At 72.3% G+C, this 16,982-nt stretch carries 13 protein-coding genes and 1 pseudogene; 3 read left to right on the forward strand and 11 right to left on the reverse strand.

Annotated elements, in window-relative coordinates:
* The first annotated feature begins 25 nt into the window (after positions 1-25).
* A complete protein-coding gene (locus tag ACZ67M_RS29870; protein WP_392017448.1) occupies positions 26-1,705 on the forward strand; it encodes a sodium:solute symporter family protein in 1,680 nt (559 codons plus the stop codon).
* A gap of 21 nt (positions 1,706-1,726) precedes the next feature.
* Positions 1,727-2,035: a hypothetical protein gene (locus ACZ67M_RS29875; protein WP_385800103.1), complete on the forward strand. Its 309-nt coding sequence runs from the start codon at positions 1,727-1,729 to the stop codon at positions 2,033-2,035.
* A 218-nt stretch (positions 2,036-2,253) separates the two neighbouring features.
* On the opposite strand, the gene ACZ67M_RS29880 is transcribed toward ACZ67M_RS29875, so the two are convergent.
* From ACZ67M_RS29880 to rsmI, 10 genes and pseudogenes are all read right to left on the reverse strand, one after another.
* Positions 2,254-2,928, reverse strand: coding sequence for a helix-turn-helix transcriptional regulator (locus ACZ67M_RS29880; RefSeq protein ID WP_352155704.1), 675 nt, complete (start codon positions 2,926-2,928; stop codon positions 2,254-2,256).
* Positions 2,929-3,168: 240 nt separating this feature from the next.
* On the reverse strand, positions 3,169-4,998 hold the full coding sequence (locus ACZ67M_RS29885; RefSeq protein ID WP_469853625.1) for an outer membrane protein assembly factor BamB family protein: 1,830 nt from the start codon (positions 4,996-4,998) through the stop codon (positions 3,169-3,171).
* 63 nt (positions 4,999-5,061) lie between these two features.
* Complete coding sequence (locus ACZ67M_RS29890) at positions 5,062-6,852, reverse strand: outer membrane protein assembly factor BamB family protein (RefSeq protein ID WP_469853626.1); 1,791 nt, start codon at positions 6,850-6,852, stop codon at positions 5,062-5,064.
* A 274-nt stretch (positions 6,853-7,126) separates the two neighbouring features.
* Positions 7,127-8,941 carry an ABC-F family ATP-binding cassette domain-containing protein gene (locus ACZ67M_RS29895; RefSeq protein WP_361357815.1) on the reverse strand — a complete coding sequence of 605 codons (1,815 nt, stop codon included), beginning with the start codon at positions 8,939-8,941 and terminating at the stop codon, positions 7,127-7,129.
* A 56-nt stretch (positions 8,942-8,997) separates the two neighbouring features.
* The gene (locus ACZ67M_RS29900) at positions 8,998-9,900 is read right to left on the reverse strand and encodes a 4-(cytidine 5'-diphospho)-2-C-methyl-D-erythritol kinase (protein WP_392017435.1); all 903 of its coding nucleotides are present in this window, start codon (positions 9,898-9,900) and stop codon (positions 8,998-9,000) included.
* A gap of 7 nt (positions 9,901-9,907) precedes the next feature.
* Positions 9,908-10,768 (reverse strand): 16S rRNA (adenine(1518)-N(6)/adenine(1519)-N(6))-dimethyltransferase RsmA, encoded by an 861-nt coding sequence (gene rsmA / locus ACZ67M_RS29905; protein ID WP_307012878.1) that lies wholly within the window; start codon positions 10,766-10,768, stop codon positions 9,908-9,910.
* 78 nt (positions 10,769-10,846) lie between these two features.
* Positions 10,847-12,067: pseudogene (locus ACZ67M_RS29910) on the reverse strand (ubiquitin-like domain-containing protein); the annotation flags it as partial.
* A 149-nt stretch (positions 12,068-12,216) separates the two neighbouring features.
* Entirely contained in the window at positions 12,217-13,107 is an 891-nt protein-coding gene (locus tag ACZ67M_RS29915; RefSeq protein WP_361357809.1) for a TatD family hydrolase, read from the reverse strand.
* 41 nt (positions 13,108-13,148) lie between these two features.
* Positions 13,149-13,586: a hypothetical protein gene (locus ACZ67M_RS29920; protein ID WP_392238850.1), complete on the reverse strand. Its 438-nt coding sequence runs from the start codon at positions 13,584-13,586 to the stop codon at positions 13,149-13,151.
* A 150-nt stretch (positions 13,587-13,736) separates the two neighbouring features.
* Positions 13,737-14,585 (reverse strand): 16S rRNA (cytidine(1402)-2'-O)-methyltransferase, encoded by an 849-nt coding sequence (gene rsmI / locus ACZ67M_RS29925; protein ID WP_361357803.1) that lies wholly within the window; start codon positions 14,583-14,585, stop codon positions 13,737-13,739.
* Positions 14,586-14,689: 104 nt separating this feature from the next.
* Between rsmI and ACZ67M_RS29930 the strand changes: the two genes are divergently transcribed.
* The gene (locus tag ACZ67M_RS29930; protein WP_361357800.1) at positions 14,690-16,435 is read left to right on the forward strand and encodes a dolichyl-phosphate-mannose--protein mannosyltransferase; all 1,746 of its coding nucleotides are present in this window, start codon (positions 14,690-14,692) and stop codon (positions 16,433-16,435) included.
* 78 nt (positions 16,436-16,513) lie between these two features.
* On the opposite strand, the gene ACZ67M_RS29935 is transcribed toward ACZ67M_RS29930, so the two are convergent.
* Positions 16,514-16,693 carry a hypothetical protein gene (locus ACZ67M_RS29935; protein ID WP_450734140.1) on the reverse strand — a complete coding sequence of 60 codons (180 nt, stop codon included), beginning with the start codon at positions 16,691-16,693 and terminating at the stop codon, positions 16,514-16,516.
* Between the last annotated feature and the right edge of the window lie 289 nt (positions 16,694-16,982).

Raw genomic sequence — 16,982 nt, forward strand, 5'->3', positions numbered from 1 at the left:
AGTTCGCGAACGAAGCGAGTGCTTAATGCAAACCCCCACATACCTAGCTGCTGAACTTCGGCTCCCCACCAACTGGCTCGACTACACGATCCTCGGGATCTACTTCGTCGTCGTCCTGGGCATCGGCTTCGCCGCCCGCCGTTCGGTCAAGACCAGCCTGGACTTCTTCCTGTCCGGCCGCTCGCTGCCCGCCTGGGTCACCGGCCTCGCCTTCGTCGCGGCCAACCTGGGCGCCACCGAGATCCTGGGCATGGCCGCCAACAGCGCCCAGTACGGCGTCTACACGACCCACTGGTACTGGATCGGCGCCATCCCGGCGATGGTCTTCCTCGGCCTGGTGATGATGCCGTTCTACTACGGCTCGAAGGTCAGGTCGGTTCCGGAGTTCCTCCTCCTCCGCTTCGACAAGGCCTCGCACCTGCTCAGTTCGATCCTGTTCGCCGTGGCGGCCATCCTGATCGCGGGCGTGAACCTCTACGCCCTCGCGATCGTGGTCGAGGCGCTCCTGGGCTGGCCGGAGTGGGTGGCCATCGTGGTGGCCGGCTTCTTCGTCCTGGCGTACATCACCCTGGGCGGTCTCTCCTCGGCCATCTACAACGAGGTCCTCCAGTTCTTCGTGATCCTGGCCGGCCTCATCCCGATCACCATCCTGGGCCTGAAGAAGGTCGGCGGCTGGGACGGCCTGTCCGACTCCCTCTCGCAGTCACGGGGTTCGGACTTCATGACGGCGTGGGGCGGCACGGGGATCGGCAGCGACAACCCGCTGGGCGCCAACTGGCTGACCATCGTCCTCGGCCTCGGCTTCGTCCTCTCCTTCGGCTACTGGACGACGAACTTCGCCGAGGTGCAGCGCGCCCTCTCCGCCAAGAACCTCTCGGCGGCCCAGCGCACGCCCCTGATCGCCGCCTTCCCGAAGATCTTCATCGTCTTCGTGGTGATGATCCCGGGCCTGGTCGCAGCCGTCCTGGTCCCGAAGATCGGCACGCCCGGTTCCGACCTCCAGTACAACGACGCGATCCCGTACCTGATGCAGCAGCTGCTGCCCAACGGTGTCCTCGGCATCGCGGTGACCGGCCTCCTCGCCGCCTTCATGGCGGGCATGGCGGCCAACATCTCCTCCTTCAACACGGTCTTCACGACCGACATCTGGCAGAAGTACGTGAAGAAGGACCGCCCGGACGAGTACTACGTGCGCTTCGGCCGCCTGATCACCGTGATCGGCGTGCTGGCCTCGATCGGCACGGCGTTCCTGGCGTCGTCCTTCTCCAACATCATGAGCTACCTCCAGACGCTGTTCTCCTTCTTCAACGTGCCGATGTTCGTGGTCTTCATCATCGGCATGTTCTGGAAGCGCGCGTCGATGAAGTCCGGCTTCTGGGGCCTGATCGCCGGTACGACCGCGGCGATGGTGAACTACTTCGTCATCTACAAGCAGGGCATCATCGACATCCCCTCCGACCAGGGCGCCAACTTCGTCTCCGCGATCGCGGGCTTCGTGGCCGGCGCGGTGGTCATGGTCGCGGTGTCCCTGTTCACGGCCCCGAAGCCGGTCAGCGAGCTTCAGGGTCTGGTCTACGGCACGACGTCGCCCGGCATGTCCGAGGCACCGGCCAAGGGCGACGACGCGTGGTACCGCAAGCCGGCGCTGCTGGGCTGGGGCGCGATCGTCCTGGCCGCCGCCTGCTACATCCCGTTCTCGTTCTGATCGCGGGAGGATTGAGAGAGCATGTCTGATTCCTACTCCGACAAGAACGTCCAGGACGAGGTCTCCGAGCTGGAGACCAAGTCCGTCACGGCCGCGCGGCTGTTCGACATCCGGCGCATCATCGGCGGGCTGTTCGCGGTCTACGGCGTCATCGTGATGATCGCGGGCTTCGTGGCGTCCGACGACGAGATCGACAAGGCGCAGGGGGTGAACATCAACCTCTGGACCGGGCTGGGGATGCTGATCCTCGGCATCTTCTTCCTGGCCTGGCTGAAACTCCGCCCCACGGCTCCGCCGCCCCCTCCGGTGGAGGACGCCCCCGAGGAGTGACCCCGCCCATGTGACGCCGGGGTGGTCAGGGCTCCGGCGTCGGTGCGGGCGCGGGGTGGGTGACGCGACCGGGGTTCATACGGCGCCCGGCGCGGGTGCGGGCCAGGGGTGGGTGACGCGGCCCGGCGCCGGCCGGGTGCCGCTGCGCCCACCCGTGCCGCCCCAGCGGCACGACTGCCCGCAGCTGGGGGGAGGGACTGCCGGGTACGGCACCCCGGTCAGCCGCCGGAGGTGCTCGCCCGGTCCAGCAGCCCCGTCCGGGCCGCCAGCGCCGCCGCCTCCAGGCGTGAGCCCACCCCGAGCTTCATCAGGACCCGCTGCACATGGGTCCGCGCCGTGGACGGTGCTATCCCCATCCCCGCCGCGATCAGCCGGGTGTCCTCGCCGTCGGCGACCCGGACCAGGACCTCGACCTCCCTCGGCGTGAGCATCTGCAACAGCCGTGCCCCCTCGTCGTCGGGCTGCGCCGCGGGATTCAGCAGTTCCCCGAACGCCCCCTGCAACAGCGCCGGCGCCACCGCCGCCTCCCCGGCCCGCGCCTTCATGATCGCCCGTTCCACGCCCTCTATGCGCTCGTCGTGCCGGACGTACCCCGACGCCCCCGACGCGAACGCCGCCGCGATCCCGCGAGGGCTCGGCACCGGTCCGAGCACCAGCACCGCCACCTGCGGACGCTCGCGCTTGATCCGCACCACCGGATCGAAGATCCCCGCCTCGGCCGGCGTCGCCGTCCCGAGCAGGCACACCTCCGGCGCCCGGCTGATCACCAGCTCGGCCGCCCCCGCGGCCGGCGCCGCCGCGGCCAGCACCCGGTGCCCGCGCAGCTTCAGCGCAGAGGCCAGCGCCTCGGCGAGCAATCGGTGATCGTCGACCACCATGAGCCGTACTCCCATGGAGCAACCCCCCAGTCACCCAGACCCCCGGCATGCCCACGGAAGCTACACGCTAGCCGTGTCCCGCGCTGCCTCTACCGGCGAGAATCGCCCCCCGATCACCGAATCCCACCCCAATACGCCCCCGCGCGGCGCCCCGCACCCACAAGACGGCCCCGCCCCCGCGGGAAGCGGGAACGGGGCCGAGGAGCACTCAAGCGCACTCATGCGCACCGGGAGGCGCCGAGACGTACCGCGGGCTCAGCCGCTCGTGCCGAACCCGATCGCCAGGTACTCCTTCTCGTCCGCGCTGGTCGGCTCGCTGGCGAACACCTGCGACATGTACAGGTGCCCCTGCGAGTAGAGGATCTCGGAGTAGTCCGGCGACATGCTGGACTCCACGTCCCGCACCGCGTCGGTCGCCGGGTTCTCCAGCAGCGTGGTCTGCTTGAACGACCCGCCGTCGATGCTGACGACCTGACCGCCCTTGTCGTACGGCGGCCGCTTGTAGGCGATCACGTTGCCGCCGTCCATGCGCAGCGGAGTGATCGTGTAGTCCTCGCCGGCGTCCGCCCGCTGCCCCGTCTGCTTCCCGGTGGCCAGGTCGAAGGCGACGACCTCGTTGGTCCGGCTGTAGGACTCTCCGCTGCCCTCGTGCTCCTCGGTCGGGATGTAGAGCCGGTTCGCACCGACCGCGAGCCCCGTGCAGTTCTCGATCTTGGTGATCGTGTCGCAGCGGGCCGCGAACTGCTCGCCGGGGACCGAGATGCGGGTCAGCAGCTTGCCGGTCTTGTTGTCGATCGAGAAGAAGTCCGAGATGCCGCTGCCGTCACCGGCGGAGTCACCGACGTCGGCGGCCACGACCAGCGGGTCCGTGGACACGACGCCCGCGTACTCGATGCCCTTGGCCATCTTGTACTCGGAGATCACCTTCCCGCTCTTCGGGTCGATGGTCTGGATGTTCAGCTGCCGGGCGTCGTACGAGCCGCACTTGCGCACCGCGACCAGCTTGTCGCCGCCGCCGTACCCGGCGTCGTAGCAGGAGTCGGTCGCCTTCGGGGACCAGAGGACCTCGCCCTTGGCGATGTCGAAGCCGACGCCGCCCTCGGTGCTGCCGGCCGCGACGGTGTCGCCGCTGATCGTGACGTTGCTGAAGTTGATCGGCTGGTCACCGGCGGTCTTCGTCCACAGCTTCTTCCCGGCGTCCAGGTCGAGGACGGCGACCTGGGTGCAGCCGTGCGAGGGCTCGGCCTTGGTCGGCATGGCGGGCTGGTGGATGACGACCGTCTTGTTGTCGTCGGTGACGTGCTGGCTGGCCGCGCAGACGGGACCGGCGAGCTTGATCGACCACTGCTTGCTGCCCTTGTCGGGGTCGTACCCGACGACCTCGGCGATGCCGCTCTTGGCGTACACCTTGTCGGTGAGCCAGGAGCCGGAGACGACGACGCTGCTGTCGTCCTTGCTCACCGCGGGCGCCGGGACCTGGAAGAGCACCTTGGCGGCGGGGTCGGAGGGGACCTTCTCGGTGCCGGCGGAGGACTCGCCGCCCTCGCCGCCCTTCTCGTCGGTGCCGCCCTTGCCACCGGTGCCCCCGCTGGAGCTGGCGGTGTCGTCCTTGCCTCCGTCGCCGGAGGACTTGGCGTACCAGACCCCGCCGCCGATGATCAGCGCGATCGCGACGACGGCCGACACGATGATCGCCAGCTGCGCGTTGATCTTCCGTCCGCCGCCCGGCCCGCCGGGCTGGGGCTGCATCGGCACGGTCGCCTGCGGATAGCCGTACTGCGGCTGCCCGGGCTGCCCGTACGCCGGCGTCGGCTGCCCGTACGGCCCCGGCTGCCCGGGCTGCTGACCGGGGTAGCCGTACCCCGGCTGGGGCTGCGGCGGCGTCTGCGGATACCCGTACCCCGGCTGCTGCGGCGGCGGTCCCGCCGGCGGGGTGGGCGGAGCCGCGGGCGCCTGCGGCGGGGTCTGCGGCGGCGTCTGCGGGTAGCCGTAGCCCGGCTCGGGAGCCTTCCCGAAGTTGGGCGGGCCCCCCGAAGGCGGCGTGGGCGGCTGGTTGGGCGGCGGCGGGGGCGGCGGCTGGCTCATGGCGTGACTACCTCGGGGAAGCGGGGACGACGGGGAAAGAGTCAAAGAGAGCTGCGAAGAAGGTCACTTGCCGTAGGCGAGCATCAACTTCTCCTTCGACTCGTCGTTTCCGGTCAGGCGGGTGGTGGAGATGTAGAACCGCCCGTCGACCCAGTCGATGTCCTTGGAGTAGAAGCTGTTCTCGATGTCCGCGACGCCCTGCGGGTTCTGGAGCAGCTTGGCCGGCGCGTGGGCGCCGCCGCCGGTCGGGATGGAGACGACCTGGCCGCCCGCGTCGTAGGACGGCTGGACGTAGGCGACGAGCTGGTCGCCCTCGACCTTCAGCGGCATCATCGACTCGTCCGCGGGGGACTTCGTCCGCCACTTCTCCTTGCCGGTGGCGAGGTTGATCGCGACGATCTCGTTGGCGCCGCTGGTCGCCTCGGTGGGCAGGTAGAGGGTGCCCGCGGCGACCGCGACGCCGGAGCAGCCCTGGAGGTCGCGTTCGAGGATGGCCCAGCCGCACTCGGGGGCGAAGTCCTCGTCGACGCCGACCTGTTCGAGGACCTTGCCGCCGGAGGTGAAGGTGGAGATGTTCCAGACCTTCTTGTCCTCGTTGGTGGCGTAGACGACCGGCGGGTCGACGGAGTAGGCGCGGGCGACCCGCCAGCCCTTGTCGTACTTGTAGGTCCACAGGACCTTGCCGGTCTTCGGGTCGAGCCCCTGGACCTCGTCGTGCTCGGTGTTGCCGCCGGCGCCGCAGGAGGCGACCTGGACGAGCTTCTTCGCGCTGCCGGCGAACCCGGCGGGGAAGCAGGCGTCGCCGTACCGCTTCTTGTCGTACAGCTTCTTGCCGCTGGTGACGTCGTAGGCGGTGCCGGACTGGGAGCGGCCGACCATCAGGGTGGTGCCGCTGACGGAGAGTTCGACGGAGAGCGTGGAGTCGAACAGCTCGCCGTCGGCGACGTCCTCGGTCCAGCCCTTCGCGCCGGTGGCGAGGTCGATCTCCTGGAGCTTGTTGCACTTGGCGCGGTCGCTGGAGCCGCTCATGTAGGCGACGACGATCTTGTCGTCGGCCGTCTTCTCCGGGGTGACCGCGCAGATCTTCTCCGGGAAGGCGATCGGGTCCCAGGTGGGCTTGCCGTCGCCGACGTTGTAGGCGAAGACCTGCTTGTACGCCGCCTTCACCGCGGTCTTGTCGGTGATCCACATGCCGTTGGCGTCGGCGCCGGAACCGGGGGCGTCGGGCGCCTCCTTGTACCAGAGCACCTTGGACTCGCCGGCCTGGCGGCCCTCGTTGAGGTTGTCGGGGTCCTCGCCGCCGTCACCGCTGCCGTCGCCGGGGTTGACCGGGGCGTCGCCGCCGGAGCCGGACGGCTTCGGGTCGTCGCTCTTGCCGGCCACCGGCTTCTTGTCCTTGTCGTCACCGCTGTTGGCGGTCACCGCCCACACACTGCCGCCGATGACCAGCAGGGCCGCGACCGCGGCGCCGACGACCAGGGCGGGCTTGCCCTTGAAGGGGTTGCGGGAGCCGGGGCCGCCGGGCGGCGGGGTGCCGGGGCCGCCCGGGTACTGCGGCTGCGGGTAGCCGTAGCCGGGCTGCTGGCCGTACGGTCCCGGCTGCTGCGGCTGGGCGTAGGGGCCGGAGTTGTACGGCCCGGGCTGCCCGTACGGTCCCGGCTGGCCGGGCTGCTGCTGCGGGTAGCCGTACCCCGGCTGGGGCGGCGGGCCGGACGGCGGGCCCTGCGGGGGCGGCGGCGTCTGGGGCGGTCCCTGCGGGGGCGGCGGCGTCGGCGCCCCGAAGCCTCCCGGCGGTGGGTCCTGCGGTGCTCCGAAGCCACCCGACTGCGGCGGCTGGTTGGGCGGCTGGCTCATCAGCGCGTTCCCCCTTATGACTCACTGATTTTTAGCCACGACCCGGGGTACGCGCTGCCCCCGCGGTCGTCTCAGGCGATCGTCCGGACTGTCGCGGACAGTCCTCCGAGACACTCCTCGGACGGCCTTTCTATCACCCGCGGCCGACCGCCCACCGGGCCGCGTCCGCCCCTGTTCCCAAGGGAGAACCGGCCCGTGATGCCACTGTTACGCGCCTTCACGCCCTCTTCACGCCACCCGCGCCCCCCACGCGCAGGGCTCCGGGGGCCAAGGGCTAGGCGTCCTCGGCCAGTTCAAGCCAGCGCGTCTCCAGCTCCTCGCGCTGTCCGGCCAGTCCGCGCAGCTCGGCGTCCAGTTCGGCCACCTTCGCGAAGTCCGTGGCGTTCTCGGCGATCTGGGCGTGCAGCCTGGTCTCCTTCTCGGAGACCTTGTCGAGCTGCCGCTCGATCTTCTGGAGCTCCTTCTTGGCGGCGCGCGCGTCGGCGGCGCTCTTCTCGGGCACGTCGGCGGCCGGCCCCCGCACCGGGGCGGGAACGGCGGCCGCGGCCGCCTCCTCCATGCGCTGCCTGCGCTCCAGGTACTCGTCGATGCCGCGCGGCAGCATCCGGAGCGCGCCGTCGCCGAGCAGGGCGAAGACCCGGTCGGTGGTCCGCTCGACGAAGAACCGGTCGTGGGAGATGACGATCATCGAGCCGGGCCAGCCGTCGAGCACGTCCTCCAGCTGGGTCAGGGTCTCGATGTCGAGGTCGTTGGTGGGCTCGTCGAGGAAGAGGACGTTGGGCTCGTCCATGAGCAGCCGGAGCAGCTGGAGCCGCCGGCGCTCACCGCCGGAGAGGTCGCCGACCGGCGTCCACTGCTTCTCCTTGCCGAAGCCGAAGGTCTCGCACAGCTGCCCGGCGGTCATCTCGCGGCCCTTGCCGAGGTCGACGCGCTCGCGGACGCGCTGCACGGCCTCCAGCACCCGCCAGGTGGGGTCGAGTTCGGCGACCTCCTGGGAGAGGTAGGCCAGCTTGACCGTCCGGCCGACGCGGACCCGGCCGCTCACCGGCTGCTCCTCGCCGTCGCTGCGGGCGGCGTCCCTGAGGGCGCGCAGCAGGGAGGTCTTGCCGGCGCCGTTGACGCCGACCAGGCCGATGCGGTCGCCGGGGCCGAGCTGCCAGGTGACGTGCTTGAGGAGCACCTTGGGGCCGGCCTGGACGGTCACGTCCTCCAGGTCGAACACGGTCTTGCCGAGCCGGGACGAGGCGAACTTCATCAGCTCGCTGCTGTCCCGGGGCGGCGGCACGTCGGCGATCAGCTCGTTGGCGGCCTCGACGCGGAAGCGCGGCTTGGACGTGCGGGCGGGGGCCCCGCGGCGGAGCCAGGCCAGCTCCTTGCGGACCAGGTTCTGCCGCTTGGTCTCCTCGGTGGCGGCGATGCGCTCGCGCTCGGCGCGGGCGAAGACGTAGTCGGAGTAGCCGCCCTCGTACTCGAAGACGTCGCCGCGCTGCACGTCCCACATGCGGGTGCAGACCTGGTCGAGGAACCACCGGTCGTGCGTCACGCAGACGAGCGCGGACCGGCGCTCGCGCAGGTGCCGGGCGAGCCAGGCGATGCCCTCGACGTCGAGGTGGTTGGTGGGCTCGTCGAGGACGACGAGGTCCTGCTCCTCGATGAGCAGCTTGGCGAGCGCGATCCGGCGCCGCTCGCCACCGGAGAGCGGCCCGATGACCGTGTCCAGCCCCTGCGGGAAGCCCGGCATGTCCAGCCCGCCGAACAGCCCGGTCAGCACGTCCCTGATCTTGGCGTTGCCCGCCCACTCGTGGTCGGCCAGGTCGCCGATGACCTCGTGCCGGACGGTGGCCTCGGGGTCCAGGGAGTCGTGCTGGGTGAGCACGCCGAGCCGCAGCCCGCCGGAGTGGGTGACGCGGCCGGTGTCGGGCTCCTCCAGCCTGGCCAGCATCCGGATCATGGTCGTCTTGCCGTCGCCGTTGCGGCCGACGACGCCGATGCGGTCCCCTTCGGAGACGCCGAGCGACACGCCGTCGAGGAGTGCACGGGTGCCGTACACCTTGCTGACGTTCTCGACATTGACCAGATTGACGGCCATTTCTCTCCTGCCTGGGGGTCGATCGACCCTCCAGGGTAGTCCCGGCCGCCGGGTGCCTACGATCCGAGCACCGTCGCCCCCGCCGCCGGCCCGGACGCCGTCCGCACGTCACGGCAGGTCCCCGACGCCCGCAGGACCCCGGCGATGTCGGAGGCGGAGCCGGCGTCGGGGGCGAGGAAGGCCGTGGTCGGGCCCGAGCCCGAGACCATTGCCGCCAGCGCGCCCGCTGCCCGTCCCGCGGCGAGGGTGTCGGACAGCTCGGGGAAGAGGGAGAGCGCGGCCGGCTGGAGGTCGTTCGAGACGGCCACCGCGAGCGCCGTGGGGTCGCCCTTCGCGAGGGCGTCCAGGACCGCCTGGTCGGCGACCGGCTCCGGGACGTCCAGGCCCTCCGCCAGCCGGTCGAACTCGCGGAACACGGCCGGCGTCGACAGTCCCCGCCCGGCCAGCGCGAACACCCAGTGGAACTCGCCGCCGGTCTCCAGCGCGGTCAGCCGCTCGCCGCGCCCGGTGCCCAGTGCCGCGCCGCCGACCAGACTGAAGGGCACGTCGCTGCCCAGCTCGGCGCAGATCTGGAGCAGTTCGTCGCGGGAGGCGCCGGTGCCCCACAGGGCGTCGCAGGCGAGCAGGGCGCCCGCGCCGTCCGCGCTGCCGCCCGCCATGCCGCCGGCGACGGGGATGTCCTTGGCGATGTGCAGGTGCACGTCGGGTGCGCGGCCGTACCGCTCGGCGAGGGCCAGCGCGGCGCGGGCGGCCAGGTTGGTGCGGTCCAGGGGCACCTCGCCGGCGTCGGGGCCCTCGCAGGTGACGCGGAGCCCGCCGGCGTCCGGGACCGCGGTGACCTCGTCGTGGAGGGAGACGGCGAGGAAGACGTTGGCGAGGTCGTGGAAGCCGTCGGGGCGGGCGGCGCCGACCGCGAGCTGGACGTTGACCTTGGCGGGGACGCGGACCGTCACGCTCACTTGCTCGTCACTCCTTGTGTTCGGCGATACGCGCGAACTCTTCCACGGTCAGCGCCTCTCCGCGCGCCTGCGGCGACACGCCCGCGGCGACGAGCGCGGCCTCGGCGGCCGCGGCGGACCCCGCCCATCCGGCGAGGGCGGCCCGCAGCGTCTTGCGGCGCTGGGCGAAGGCGGCGTCGACGACGGCGAAGACCTCGCGCTTGGAGGCGGTGGTCTTCAGCGGCTCGGTCCGCCGGACGAGTGAGACCAGCCCGCTGTCCACGTTCGGCGCGGGCCAGAAGACACTGCGGCCGATGGCGCCGGCCCGGCGGACCTCGGCGTACCAGTTGGCCTTCACGGACGGCACTCCGTACACCTTGTTGCCGGGCCCGGCGGCGAGGCGGTCGGCGACCTCGGCCTGGACCATGACGAGGGTGCGCTCGATGGTCGGGAAGGTGTCGAGCATGTGGAGGAGGACGGGCACGGCCACGTTGTACGGCAGGTTGGCGACCAGTGCGGTCGGGGCGGGGCCCGGCAGCTCGGTCACGTGCATGGCGTCGGAGTGGACGAGCGCGAACCGGTCGGCGCGCTCCGGCATGCGGGCGGCGACGGTGGCGGGCAGGGCGCCGGCCAGTACGTCGTCGATCTCGACGGCGGTGACCCGGTCGGCGGCCTCCAGCAGGGCCAGGGTGAGCGAGCCGAGACCCGGTCCCACCTCGACCACCACGTCGTCGGGGCGGACCTCGGCGGTGCGGACGATACGGCGGACGGTGTTGGCGTCGATGACGAAGTTCTGGCCGCGCTGCTTGGTGGGGCGCACGCCGAGGGCGGCCGCGAGTTCGCGGATGTCGGCGGGGCCCAGAAGGGCGTCGGGGGTGGGGCTGCTCACCCCGCAAGGGTATCCGGGGGCGGCGGCGGCTCCGCCGGGGTCGTGCTGCGGGCCCGTCGGCCCCGCAGCCGGGCCCCGTCAGCCCCGCAGCCGGGCCCCGCAGTGCGGCCAGGAACCGGCGCCCGCGCGGACGTACAGCTGCTTCGCCCGGTACGTCTGCTCCGCGGCGGTCGCGTCCTGCGGGCGGCCCTCGCCGCCGAGGCTCTGCCAGGTGTGGGTGTCGAACTGGTAGAGGCCCCCGTAGGTGCCCGAGGGGTCGACGGCGTCCGGGCGGCCGCCCGACTCGCAGGCGGCGAGCCCCTGCCAGTTGAGGTGGTCGGCGCCCCGCACGGACGTGGGGCGGGGGCGGGTGCCGACCAGGATGATCTGCGCGCGGGGTTCGCGCACCAGCTCGGTGCGGAGCCTGCGCGGCTTCTGCCGGACGCCGTTGACGGTGCGCAGGGCGTAGGTGGTGCGGCGCAGTCCGGGCTGTCCGGCCTGCTGGACGACCTCCGTGCCCCGGTACAGCGAGTCGTCCTCCGCCCGTCGGACGTCGAAGGGGACCGGGTCCTCGCGGACCTCCTGCGAGCCGGTGATCCGCAGCACGGTGACGGTCTGGCCGTCGCGGGGGAAGCCGGTCGCGGGGACGGAGGTGGTGTCCTCGCCGCGCAGGGTCACCCCGGCCGCCTCGACCGCCTCCCGCACGGTCGCGGCGTTGGTGCGGACGGTGCGGGCCCGGCCGTCCGCCATGACGGTCACCACCCGCTCGGTCCGCACCGTCAGGGCGAGGCCCTCGCGGCCGATGCGCCGGGAGCCCTCGGTGGACAGGTGGGCGCCCTCCGTCCGGACGCCGAGCTGCCGCAGCGCGCCGTGCACCGTCTCCGCGGTCGTCCACACCTGGCGGCGGTGGCCGTCGAGGGTGAGCAGGACGGGGCGCCCGTGGCGGACGGCGATGTCCTCGCCGCTGGTCAGCGGGGTGCCGGGGGCCGGCACGATCACGTCGTGGGCGCCGACCTCGACGCCCTCCTGCGCGAGCAGCTCGGTCACGTCGTCGGCGAAGGTGTGCAGCGTGCGGGGCGTCCCGTCGACGGTCAGCTCGACCGCCTTGTCCTTGGCCACGAAGGCGGTGGTGCCGCCCGCGAGGAACGCCACGACCAGCGCGCGGGGCAGCAGGCGGCGCAGGGAGCCGTCCGCGCGTCCGGCCTCCCGCGCCCGGCGCCGCCGCCCGGCCCGCCCGTCGGCCGGCGTGCGGGCGGACGGGAGGACGGCGCCGTACGGCAGGGTCGGCGCGCTGTGCACGTCGTACGGTGCGAGGTACTCGTGTCCCTCGGCGACCTCGGTGGTCTCGAACTGCGTTCTGCTCACGCCGACACGCTCCAGGGGTCCGGATCGGGCCCCCAGAACCTAGCGGAGCGCTCGTCACTCTCCAAAGCGACGCGGCTACGCAGCGTGGCGCGCACTGCCGCCGGTCAGTAGCCGAAGGCGCGGGCCGTGTTCGCGGCCAGGGCGGTCGCCAGGGTGTCCTCGTCGACCCCGCGCACCGCGGCCATCGCCCGCACGGTGACCGGCACCAGGTAGGGGGCGTTGGGGCGGCCCCGGTAGGGCATCGGGGTCAGGAACGGCGCGTCGGTCTCCACCAGGACCAGTTCCAGCGGGGCGACCGCGAGGGCGTCGCGCAGGTTCTGGGCGTTCTTGAAGGTGACGTTGCCCGCGAAGGACATGTAGTACCCGGCGCGGGCGCAGATCCCGGCCATCTCGGCGTCGCCGGAGTAGCAGTGGAAGACGGTGCGCTCGGGGGCGCCCTCCTCCTTGAGGATGCGCAGGACGTCGGCGTGGGCGTCGCGGTCGTGGATGACCAGGGCCTTGCCGTGCCGCTTGGCGATCTCGATGTGGGCGCGGAAGGACCGCTCCTGCGCCTCCTTGCCCTCGGGCCCGGTGCGGAAGTAGTCCAGGCCGGTCTCGCCGACGCCCTTGACCTGCTCCAGCGCGGCCAGCCGGTCGATCTCCGCGAGCGCGTCGTCGAGCGCCGCGTCCCCTCCCGGCCGCCGCGCCCCCTGCCTGGACCAGCCGTCGGGGTCGCCGTGGACGATGCGCGGTGCCTCGTTGGGGTGCAGGGCGACGGTGGCGTGCACGGCGTCGTGCGCCGCCGCGGTCTCGGCCGCCCAGCGGGAGCCGGCCAGGTCGCAGCCGACCTGCACGAGCGTCGTGACACCGGCGGACGCGGCCTTGGCGAGCGCCTCCGCCACCGTGCCGGACTGCATGTCGAGGTGGGTGTGCGAGTCGGCGACCGGCACCCGGAGGGGCTCGGGGAGCGGGGGCGCGTCGTTCTTGTCGGAGCGTCCCGAGGCGTTCGAAGGCATGCCCCGATCCTACGAAAGCCCCGGCCCGCTCCCCGAGGGCGTCAGCTCGCCCGGCGGTGGAGGTGGAGGGCGTGCAGCAGGTCGCCCAGGTGCCAGTGCCGGCGTTCGGCGGAGAGCCCCGCCGCTCCGGGACCGGGCGTCTCGGGCACCGGCGGCACCTCGAGGGGGCCGGCGGCCGGCACCCGGTGCGGGCCGTGGTCGGTGCCGCGGACCGAGGCGACCCGCCCCGGCCGCATGATCCGTACGACGTGACTGTCGCAGTTGGCGCAGGTCGGCCGGGTCAGCGGGGAGGGCACGACGCGGCCGTCCGAGACGTAGCGCACGTACTCGTGGCCGTCGGCGTCCTTGCGGTGCTCGATCTCGAAGGACTGCTCCCAGCCGTGCCCGCAGCGCATGCAGGCGAAGGAGTACGACTCGTGGACGACGGAGGTGGCCCCGGAGGGTATTCCGGTCCGTGCCGCGCTCTCACTCATGCTCATCCCGGCTCCTTCGGTTCGTTCGCCGTTCCTTCCTCCAGTGGACTCCTCCACCAGCCGGAAAGCACCAGGCCGTGCCGAGTGTTTGAGCCGATTTGGGGTGTCCTTGGCGGAAGGGCCCGCAAGGTCAGGAACGGGTCAAGCGCGGCCGGATCACGCCCCCGCGTTCTTCGCAGCCACCACCGCGTCGAACACCTCCCGCTTGGGCACGCCCACCTGGGCGGCCACCGCGGCGATCGCCTCCTTGCGGCGCTCCCCCGCCTCCTCGCGCACCCGCACCAGGCGCACCAGTTCCGTGGCGTCCAGCTCCTCGGGTCCCCGGTCCGGGGCGCCCTCGACCACGACGGTGATCTCGCCGCGCACACCCTCGGCTGCCCACGCGGCCAGCTCGCCGAGACCGCCGCGCCTGACCTCCTCGTAGGTCTTGGTCAGCTCCCGGCAGACGGCGGCCCTGCGGTCGGCGCCGAAGGCCTCGGCCATCGCGGCGAGGGTGTCGTCCAGGCGGTGCGGCGCCTCGAAGTAGACGAGGGTGCGGCGCTCCTCGGCGACCTCGCGCAGCCGGGTCAGCCGCTCGCCCGCCTTGCGGGGCAGGAAGCCCTCGAAGCAGAACCGGTCGACCGGCAGCCCGGACAGCGCGAGCGCGGTCAGCACCGCGGACGGGCCGGGTACGGCGGTGACCCGGACGTCCCGCTCGACGGCGGCGGCGACCAGCCGGTACCCGGGGTCGGACACCGACGGCATCCCCGCGTCGGTCACCAGCAGCACGCGCGCGCCGCCCGCCAGTTCCTCGACCAGCTCGGGGGTGCGGGCGGACTCGTTGCCCTCGAAGTACGACACGACGCGCCCGCGCGGGGTGACGCCGAGCGCCTGGGTGAGCCGGCGCAGCCGCCGGGTGTCCTCGGCGGCGACCACGTCGGCGCCGGCCAGTTCCTCGGCGAGCCGCGGCGGGGCGTCCCGGACGTCGCCGATGGGGGTGCCCGCCAGTACAAGGGTTCCAGTCACGCCCCCATCCTCCCAGGGGCGGACGGGCTTCCTTCCGCGGGACGCATCGGGCGGGTGGGGGCCATGCGCGGGACGTGCACAGCACGGTTCCCTACGATGGCGCGGTGACCAGTACCGCGTCCTCCACGGACACCCGGCAGGACCAGGCACCGCACGACGAGCGGCCCGCCTGGCAGCAGCGGCTGCGCCGCTTCGGCTACCCGGCGGGGCCCGCGGCCGGTGACGTCGGCGACCGGCTGGTGCCGCCGTACACCAGCCCGGGTCCGCGCCTGTGGGCGTTCCTCGGCCTGTCGAAGCCGCTCACCGGGCGGATCCTGCGCTGGTCGGCGTGGGGCGGGCCGCTGCTGGTGGCGCTCTTCGCGGGCGTGCTGCGGTTCTGGAACCTGGGCAGCCCGAAGGCGGTGATATTCGACGAGACGTACTACGCCAAGGACGCGTGGGCGCTGATCCACCGCGGCTTCGAGGTCAACTGGGACAAGAACGCCAACGACCTGATCCTGAACTCGGGCGGCGACGTCCCGATCCCGGCGGACGCGGCGTACGTCGTGCATCCGCCGGTCGGCAAGTACATCATCGGCCTGGGCGAGGTGCTGTTCGGTTTCGACCCGTTCGGCTGGCGGTTCATGACGGCGCTGCTCGGCACGGTGTCGGTGCTGCTGCTGTGCCGGATCGGACGGCGGCTGTTCCGCTCGACCTTCCTCGGGTGCCTGGCGGGCGCGCTGATGGCGGTGGACGGCCTGCACTTCGTGATGAGCCGCACCGCGCTCCTCGACAGCGTGCTGATGTTCTTCGTGCTGGCGGCCTTCGGCTGCCTGGTCGTCGACCGCGACCGGGCCCGCGGGAAGCTCGCCGCCGCGCTGCCGGTGGACGCCGACGGCATGGTCCGGCCGGACGCGGGCATCGCCGAGACGTTCCGCTTCGGGTGGCGGCCGTGGCGGCTGGCGGCGGGGCTGATGCTGGGTCTGGCCGCGGCCACCAAGTGGAACGGCCTCTACATCATGGCGGCCTTCTGCGTGATGGCGGTGCTGTGGGACGTCGGCACCCGCCGGGTCGCGGGCGCGGAACGGCCGCATCTGGCGGTGCTCAGGCACGACCTGGGCTGGGCGTTCCTGTCCACGGTGCCGGTGGCGCTCGCGACGTACGTGCTGTCCTGGCTGGGCTGGATCCTGTCCCCCGCCGACGGCTCCGGCGGCTACTACCGCGACTGGGCGGCGAACGACGGCGCGAACAGCTCCTGGTCCTGGCTGCTGCCCGACTGGTGGCGCAGCCTGTGGCACTACGAGACCCAGGTGCTGGAGTTCCACACCAACCTGACCTCGCCGCACACGTACCAGTCGAACCCCTGGAGCTGGCTGGTCCTGGGCCGCCCGGTCTCCTACTTCTACGAGTCGCCGTCCCCCGGCGCGGACGGCTGCCCGGCCGACGCGGGTGAGAAGTGCGCCCGCGAGGTCCTGGCGCTGGGCACACCGCTGCTGTGGTGGGTGGGCTGCTTCGCGCTGCTGTACGTCCTGTGGCGCTGGGCCTTCCGCCGCGACTGGCGCGCGGGCGCCATCGCCTGCGGCATCGCGGCCGGCTATCTGCCCTGGTTCCTGTACCAGGAGCGGACGATCTTCCTCTTCTACGCCGTCGTCTTCCTGCCCTTCCTGTGCCTGGCGGTGGCGATGCTGCTGGGGGCGGTCATCGGCCGCCCGGGCTGCGGCGACGCCCGCCGCGTCGCGGGCGCGACCGGGGCGGGCGTGCTGGTCCTGCTGATCGTGTGGAACTTCATCTACTTCTGGCCCCTTTACACCGGTACCGCCATCCCGATGGAGGACTGGCGGGCGCGGATGTGGCTGGACACCTGGGTCTAGCCGGGCGTCCGGCAGGGCGGTCGGGGTGAGGGGCTCCGCCCCGGTCCCGACCGCCCTGCGCGTGGGTGTGGTGGTCCGTCAGTTGCAGAAGTTGAGGATGGGGAGCAGGCCGTTACCGCACTGGAACTCGTCTCCGTCCCCGCCACCGCCGTGGCCCGAGGCGGCGGGCGTGGCGGCGTGGGTGGCGGGCGTCACGGCCACGGCGGACGTGGCGGTCGCCACCCCCGCGGCGCAGGCGATGCCGACGACGGCACTCACGACGAGTGCGCGGGCTCGGAGGGAAACTGCCTTCTTGAGCTGAGGTGTTGTGTTCATGAACTCACCATGCACACCCTCGCGATCAGTTGCCCGCCGAGCGCATCCGCGCGGGTGAGCCACCACCACCCCGCAGGGTGCGGCGAGTTCACCGGACGCCCGGACGGCCGGGAAAACGACGGGAGCTGAGCACGCCTCATCTCCATTCGGCCACCATCCGGAAACTTTCGTACCGCCGGTCACGCCCTGCACATAGAGTGCGACCCACAAGTGCTTCTGAACGCGTTCAAGT

The sequence above is a fragment of the Streptomyces sp. NPDC107500 genome, assembly GCF_055582785.1.